Annotated in this window: 3 protein-coding genes; all 3 read left to right on the forward strand. The window is 74.6% G+C overall.

Annotated elements, in window-relative coordinates:
• Nucleotides 1-1,315, forward strand: a 1,315-nt coding sequence (locus ACIQOV_RS17185) for an amino acid adenylation domain-containing protein (RefSeq protein ID WP_401049308.1), incomplete at its 5' end; no start/stop codon positions are given.
• A gap of 55 nt (nucleotides 1,316-1,370) precedes the next feature.
• A complete protein-coding gene (locus ACIQOV_RS17190; RefSeq protein ID WP_401049310.1) occupies nucleotides 1,371-6,935 on the forward strand; it encodes an amino acid adenylation domain-containing protein in 5,565 nt (1,854 codons plus the stop codon).
• The gene (locus ACIQOV_RS17195; RefSeq protein ID WP_401049312.1) at nucleotides 6,932-7,864 is read left to right on the forward strand and encodes a condensation domain-containing protein; all 933 of its coding nucleotides are present in this window, start codon (nucleotides 6,932-6,934) and stop codon (nucleotides 7,862-7,864) included. The genes ACIQOV_RS17190 and ACIQOV_RS17195 overlap by 4 nt, the downstream gene beginning before the upstream one ends.
• The last annotated feature ends 29 nt before the right edge of the window (nucleotides 7,865-7,893 follow it).

The raw sequence follows: 7,893 nt of genomic DNA on the forward strand, positions 1-7,893 counted from the left end.
GGCGGAGCCGGCCCCGTCCGGCGACCTCGCCTACGTGCTGTACACCTCCGGCTCGACCGGGCGGCCCAAGGGCGTGGAGATCGGGCACCGGGCCCTGGTGAACCTCCTGACCTCCTTCGCGGACCGGCTGGGCTCGGGACCGCAGGACGTCTGGCTCGGCCTGACCTCGCTCTCCTTCGACATATCCGGGCTGGAGATCCTGCTGCCGCTGGTCACCGGCGGCCGGCTGGTCCTCGCACCGGACGGCGCCGCCCTGGACGCGCCGGGCACCGTCGGGCTGATCCGGCGGGAGGGCGTGACCCATCTGCAGGCGACCCCCTCGGGCTGGCGCGTGCTGCTCAGCGCCGGGCCCCTGCCGGCCGGGCTGACCGGGATCGTGGGCGGGGAGGCGCTGCCGCTCCCGCTGGCCCGCGAGCTCCGGGGCTCCCTCGGCCGGCTGATCAACGGGTACGGCCCGACCGAGGCGACGATCTACGCCACCTGCGCCGACGTCCCCGCGGAGCCGGACACCGTGGTGATCGGCCGGCCGGTCGCCAACACCAGGGCGTACGTCCTGGACGCCGACGGCCTCCCGGTGCCGATCGGGATCCCCGGAGAGCTCCACCTGGGCGGCGACGGCCTCGCGGACGGCTACCGGGGGCGGCCCGAACTGACGGCGGAACGTTTCGTCGGTGACCCGTTCGCCGGCGGCCGGATGTACCGCACCGGCGACCTCGTGGCGTGGACGCGGGACGGCGAAATGGAGTTCCACGGCCGGATCGACGACCAGGTGAAGATCCGCGGCCACCGGATCGAACTCGGCGAGATCGAGGCCGCGCTGCTCGACCACCCGGCCGTCGCCGCGGCGGCCGTCGCCGTCCGCGAGCAGGCCGAGGGGGAGCCCGCCCTCGTCGGCTACCGGGTGCCCGCTCCCGACAGCGCACCGCTGCCCGACGCGGACCTGCGGGACCACCTGCTGCGCACCCTGCCCGCGATCATGGTGCCCCGGCAGTTCGTCACCCTCGACCGCCTGCCGCTCACCCCGAGCGGCAAGCTCGACCGGCGCGCGCTGCCCGACCCGCCGCGCGAGCGGGCCGCGGTAGCGGCGGAGGCCGACGACGTCACGGCGGGCGTCCTGGCGATCTGGGAGGAGGTCCTGGGTGTCTGCGGCCTCGGCCCCGAGGACGACCTCTTCGACCACGGCGGACACTCGCTGACGATCATCCAGATCACCGCCCGGATCCGCGCCGCCTTCGGGGTCGAGCTCGCCTTCGACCTGTTCTTCGACGCCTCCACCCCGGCCGCCCTGGCCGACGTCGTGCGAGAGCGGCGTTGACCGCCGCCGACCGCCCCTGCGCGTCCTCCCCGCTCCACGCCCGAACGGACTGCCGATGACCGACACCCAGGACCTGCCCGCAGACTGGTCCGCCACCAAACGATCCCTCCTCGCCCAGCGCCTGCGCGGCGCCGCGGCCCCGGTGCGGGTGGTCGAGCCCCGCCCGGAGGGCAGCGCCCCGCCCCTGTCCAGCGGACAGGAACGGCTCTGGTTCATGGACCAGTTCTCGCCCGGCGGGACGGCCTACACGCTCGCCCCGGCCCGGCGGCTGCGCGGCCCGCTGGACCGCTCGGCGCTGGACACCGCCCTGGCCGCCCTGGTGGCACGGCACGAGGGCCTGCGGATGACCTTCCCGGTCACGGAGGACGGCAGGGCCGAGGTCCTGATCGCCGAACCGGGCCCCTTCGCCGCCGCGTTCGTGGACGCCTCGGACGATCCCGACCCCGGCCGAAGAGCCGCCGACGAGATCGGGGCGCTGGTCGCCAGACCCTTCGACCTCGCGACCGGGCCGCTGCTGCGCGCCCTGCTCGTCCGGCTCTCCGCCGAGGACCACGTCCTCGCCCTGGTCATGCACCACATCGTCGGCGACGGCTGGTCGATCGACATCCTCAACCGCGAACTGGACCTGCTCCACGCCCGGTACGCCCACGGCACGGAGCACGAACTCCCGCCCGTCCCCGTCCAGTTCGGGGACTACGCGCGCTGGCAGCGGGACCGGCTGGACAGCGGCGCCCTGGCCGCCTCCCGCGACTACTGGCGGACCGAACTCGCCGACGTCCCCGCCCTGGAACTGCCCGTCGACCGCCCCCGGCCGCCGCTGCTCACCTTCGACGGCGCCGCCGTGGAACTGCACTGGAGCCCGGAACTCGCCCGCGCCGTCGCCGAGTGCGCCCGCGCCCGCGGCGCGTCGACGTACATGGTGCTGATGGCCGGGCTCCAGGTGCTGCTCGGCCGGCACACCGGCCAGCGGGACTTCGCGATCGGTTCGGCCGTGGCCGGCCGTCTCCACCGGGAACTGGAGGCGGTGGTCGGGGCCTTCGTCAACATGCTGCCGATCCGCGCCCGGCTGGACGAAGGACTCACCTTCGGACAGCTGGTCGGCCGGGTGCGGGAGACCACGCTGAACGCCTACACCCACCAGGAGGTGCCCTTCGAGCAGATGGTCGCCGACCTGGACATCGAGCGCGACGTCAGCCGCTCGGCGGTGTTCCAGGCCACCTTCGCGTTCCAGAACTACGGCGACCGCGCCGCCCCCACCGCACCCGCCGCCACCGCGGAGGGATTCGGGCACGCCGCCACCACGAGCCACTCCGACCTCGCCTTCTACCTGCGGGAGAAGAAGGACGGCGGGCTCTTCGGGCTGATCACCTACCGGACCGACCTCTTCGACGCCGACACCGTGCGACGGCTCACCGAGCGCTTCGAGGTCCTGATGACGGCGGCCACGGCCGATCCGGACCGGGCCGTCGAGGACCTGCCGGTGACGACCGGCACCGAGCACCGCGACCTGGTCGAGGAGTGGGCGGCCGGCCCGGCGCTCCCCGAGGACGGGCCCGGAACGCTGACCGCGCTGCTCGCGGCGGCGGCCCGGCAGGCGGGCGACCGCCCCGCGCTGGTCTTCGAGGACGCCACCGTCACCCACCGCGAACTCGACGCACGGGCGACCGCCCTGGCCCGGCGGCTGCGGGCGCTGGGCGTCGGCCGGGACGACCGGGTGGCGGTGTGCCTGGAACAGTCCCCGGACCTGGCGGTCGCCCTGGTCGCCGTGCTGAAGGCCGGCGGCTGCTACCTGCCGCTGGACCCGGAGCAGCCGCCCGCGCGGCTCTCCCACCTGGTGGCCGACGCGGACGTGCGGGTGCTGGTGACCGACTCGGAGCTGCGGGAGCGGTTCCCCGCGTACGGGGGCGCGGAGCTGCTGGTGGACCGCGCCGACCCCGCGCCGCACCGGGTTTCGGACGACGCGCCGCTCGCCGAGGCGTCCGGACCGGACGACCTCGCGTACGTCATCTACACCTCCGGCTCCACCGGGCAGCCCAAGGGCGTCGCGGTGCAGCACCGCGAGATCCTCAACTACCTGGCCGGCGTGCGGGAACGGCTGCGGATCGAGCCCGGCGCCCGCTACGGGCTGCTGCAGTCCCTGTCCTTCGACTTCAGCATCACCATGCTCTACCTGGCGCTCACCACCGGCGGCCGGGTGCACCTGCTGCCGCGGCGCATCGCCGGCGCCGAACTCGCCGCACACATCGAGGCGTCGGCGCTCGACTACCTCAAGATGACGCCCTCCCACCTGGCCGCGCTGTCCGCCGACGCCCCGCTCGAACGCCTGCTGCCGCGCCGCGCCCTGGTGCTCGGCGGGGAGGCCTCGTCCCGGGCCTGGGCCGCCGACCTGGCCGGCCGGGGCGGCTGCGCGGTGTTCAACCACTACGGCCCCACCGAGGCGACGGTCGGCGTCACCGTCCACGAGGTCCTGCCGGGGGAGCACGGCCCGGGGAACACCCCGATCGGCACCCCGCTCGCCGGCGCGCGCTGCTACGTCCTGGACGCGGCCCGGCGGCCGGTGCCGCCCGGCGTGACGGGCGAGCTGTACCTCGGCGGGGACCGGCTGGCCCGCGGCTACCTGGGCCGTCCCGAGCTGACGGCGGAACGTTTCGTCGAGGATCCGTTCGCCGGCGGCCGGATGTACCGCACCGGCGACCTGGCCCGCTGGCGGCCGGAGGCCGGGGGAGGCGTGCTGGAGTACCTGGGCCGCGCCGACGACCAGATCAAGGTCCGCGGCTACCGGGTCGAGCCCGGCGAGATCGAGGCCGCGCTCACCGCGCTGCCCGGCGTCACCCAGGCCTTCGTCACCGTCCGGGGCGAGGGGATCCGGCAGAACCTCGTCGCCTACCTCGAACGCGCGGCCGACGCGGCCGTCCCCGCCGCGGCCGAACTGCGGGTGACGCTCGGCGAGGTCCTGCCGGACTACATGGTCCCCGCCCGGTACGTCGTCCTGGACCGCCTGCCGCTGCTGGCCCACGGCAAGGTCGACCGCAAGGCGCTGCCCGAACCCGAGGACACCGGCCCGGCCGCCGGACACGTCGAACCCGAGGGCGACACCGAGACGCTGATCGCCGCGATCTGGGCCGAGGTGCTCGACGTCGCGAAGGTCGGCGCCCTGGACGACTTCTTCGAGATCGGCGGGCACTCGCTGCTCGCCACCCAGGTCGTCGCCCGGCTGCGCCGCACCTTCCCCGACCTGCCGACCCCGGTCGGCGTGATGGACCTCTTCCGCTTCCCGACCGTCCGGCAGCTCGCCGGGCTCGTCACCGACCCGGGCGCCGACCGCGGACCGCAGGGGCTGCTGCACCGGCTCACCCCCGAACGCCGCCGCACCACCGCGAGCGTGGTCTGCGCCCCCTACGGCGGCGGCAGCGCGCTGATCTACAAGCCGCTCGCCGACGCCCTGCCCGAGGACTGGGCGCTGCACTCCATCGCCGTCCCCGGCCACGAACTCGGCGAGGAACCGATGGACGTCGACGAGGTCGCCGACCGGTGCGCGCGCGAGATCGTCGAGGGCGTCGAGGGCCGGATCGTGCTGTACGGGCACTGCGGGGTCGGCGTGCGCCTCGCCGTCGAGATCGCCCGCCGGGTCGAGGCCGCCGGCCGGGAGATCGACGCCGTCCACCTCGGCGGCATCTTCCCCTTCGCCCGCCCCAGGGGACGCGGCGCGGCCGTCGGCGAGCGGTGGGCCGAACTCCTCGACCGGATGCGCAGCGACCAGGACATGATCAACGGTCTGGCCGCCGCCGGGATGGACACCGACGACCTGGACCCGGAGCAGCTGCGGCTGATCGTCCGCAACCGCCGCACCGGCACCAAGGACGTCGAACGGTACTTCACCCGGATGTTCGGGACCGAGGGCGGACGGATCAAGGCCCCCGTGATCGCGGTCTGCGGCGACCGCGACCCGGCCACCGAGTTCTACCAGGAGCGCTTCCGCGAGTGGCACCGGATCGCCGACACCACCGCCGTGGTGGTCCTCGACGAGGCCGGCCACTTCTACCTCAAGTACCGGGCCGCCGAACTCGCGGCCGTCGTCACCGGCGTCCACCGGTCGATCGCCGCGGGGCAGGAGGACCGCCACCGTCGGACGGACGGCGCCACCTGGTGGCTGGCCGGGCTCTCCCGGGACGCCGAACGGCCGGTCACGCAGGACGCGCAGGCGCCCGTCCGCCCGACCATGCGCCGCTTCCTCACCGTCGCCTCCGGGCAGCAGGTGTCGATGATCGGATCGGCGCTCACCGAGTTCGCCCTCCCGGTCTGGATCTACCTGCGCACCGGCTCCCTCGCCCAGTTCGGGCTGCTGGCCGCCTGCGGCCTGGTGCCCGGCATCCTCGCCGCCCCGATCGCCGGAGCGATCGTCGACCGGGGCGACCGGCGCCGGACCATGCTCCTCGGCGACCTCGCCGCCGGCCTCACCCAGGTCGTCCTGCTCCTGCTGTACGCCACCGGCGGACTGGAGGTCTGGCACGCCTACGCGCTCGTCGCCGTGCTGTCCGCCGCCCTCTCCTTCCAACGGCTCGCCTGGAACGCGGCCGTGCCGCAGCTCGTCCCCAAGCGCTACCTCGGCCGCGCCAACGGCGTGGTCCAGATGGCCTTCGGCCTCGCCCAGTTCCTCGTCCCGCTGTTCGCCGTCGGCCTGCTCGCCGCCATCGGACTCGGCGGCATCCTCGCCCTCGACGTGGCCGGCTACGCGGTCGCCGTCGGCGTCACCCTGGTCGTGCGCTTCCCGGACGTGATGGGCTCCACCCGGCGGGAGAGCATTCCCGCCGAGATCCGCGAAGGCTTCCGACGGGCCCTCGGCAGCAGCCACTTCCGCGCGATGCTGCTGTACTTCGCGGTCCTGAACGTCTTCCTCTCCCCGCTGTTCCTGCTCACCACCCCGCTCGTGCTCTCCTTCGCCCCGCTCTCCGCGGCCGGCTGGGTGTCCACGGCGGCCGGCCTCGGCGCCGTGCTCGGCGGGATCACCCTGGTGGCCTGGGGCGGACCGCGCCGACGGAAGCTGCGCGGGGTGCTGCTCGCCACCCTGGCGGTCGCCGGGGCCTGCCTGCTCACCGGGCTGCGCCCGTCGATCTGGACGGTCGCCCTCGGCGCGTTCGGCATGACCTTCGCGCTCGCCCTGCTCAACGGCGCCTACGCGACCATCGTGCAGACCAAGGTGCCGCTGCGCTTCCACGGCCGGGTGATCGCGGTCAACACCATGGTCGCCTGGTCGACCCTGCCGGTCGGGTTCGCCGTCGTCGCCCCCTTCGGCCCCGGACTCCTCCAGCCGCTGATGGACCGCGGCGGCGCCCTCGCCTCCACCGTCGGCCGGCTCATCGGCACCGGCGAGGGCCGCGGCATCGGACTGCTCTACCTGCTGTTCGGCCTCGCCATGGCCGCCCTCGCGCTGGTCTGCCTGGCCGTCCCGGTGCTGCGGCACTTCGACCGGGACGTCCCCGACGCCGAGCCCGACGACCTGGTCGGCCTGAAGGCCATCCAGGACCGGGCCGCCGGCACCGCCCGGCCGTCCAGTGACGCCGACGCCGCCGCCGCGCCCACCCTCCCGCACCGCTCCGAGACCGAGGTGACCGTCCGGTGACCACCACCGCCACCCACCCGTTGACCGCCGAACAGCGCCGGCTCTGGTTCCTCCAGCAGCTCCACCCGGACGACGCCGGCTTCAACATGTACCTCAACCGGCGCTGGACCGGGCCGATCGACCCGCGGGCCCTGCGCACCGCCCTCGGCCGACTGGCCGAACGGCACGAGATCCTCCGCACCCGCTTCGGGTACGACGACCCCGAGGCCGCGGAGCCCGTCCAACTGGTCCAGCCCCCCGCCGCGATCGACCTGGTCGTCCTCCGCCTGCCCGAGGGAGCCACCGAGGCGGACTTCACCGACGCCTGCCGCCCGTACGTCAACGCGCCGTTCGACCTCGCCGCCGCGCCGCCCCTGCGCGCGACCCTGATCAGCGCGGGGGAGCGGGAACACGCGGTCAGCGTCGTCGTCCACCACATCGTCGCCGACGGCTGGTCCTTCCGCACGATGTGGCGCGAACTGCTGGCCCTCTACCGCGAGGCGATCGGCGAGGCACCGGCCGATCTTCCCGAACTCCCCTTGCAGTACGGCGACTTCGCCCGCGCCGAACAGGCCAGGACCGGTGGGGAGGCGGGCGAGGAGGCGTTCCGGTTCTGGGCGGACCGGCTCGCCGGCACCGGAGCGCTGCGCCTGCCGTTCGACCGGCCGAGACCGTCGGACCCCACCAGACCCGCCGGCTTCGTCACCGTCGACCTCGGCCCCGAGCTGACCGCCGCCCTCGACCGGCTGGCCCGCCAGGAGCGGTGCACCCCGTTCATGGTGCTGCTCACCGGCTACCAGTGCGTGCTCGCCCGCTGGACCGGCTGCCGGGACTTCGTGGTCGGCACCCCGCTGGCGGGCCGCACCGAGGCGGCGCACGAAGCGCTGCTCGGCTACTTCAACCGCACCGCGGTGATCAGGTCGGACCTGACCGGAGGTTGCGGTGGTTGATGGTGTGGTTGTTGATCTCCACGCCCTGG

The sequence above is a fragment of the Kitasatospora sp. NPDC091257 genome (assembly GCF_044757675.1).
GTDB lineage: Bacteria > Actinomycetota > Actinomycetes > Streptomycetales > Streptomycetaceae > Kitasatospora > Kitasatospora lactacystinica.

What these genes read in the sequence shown, in the direction of transcription:
- ACIQOV_RS17190 (WP_401049310.1), top strand. Translation starts at nt 1,371, where the DNA reads ATGACCGACACCCAGGACCTGCCCGCAGACTGGTCCGCCACCAAACGA.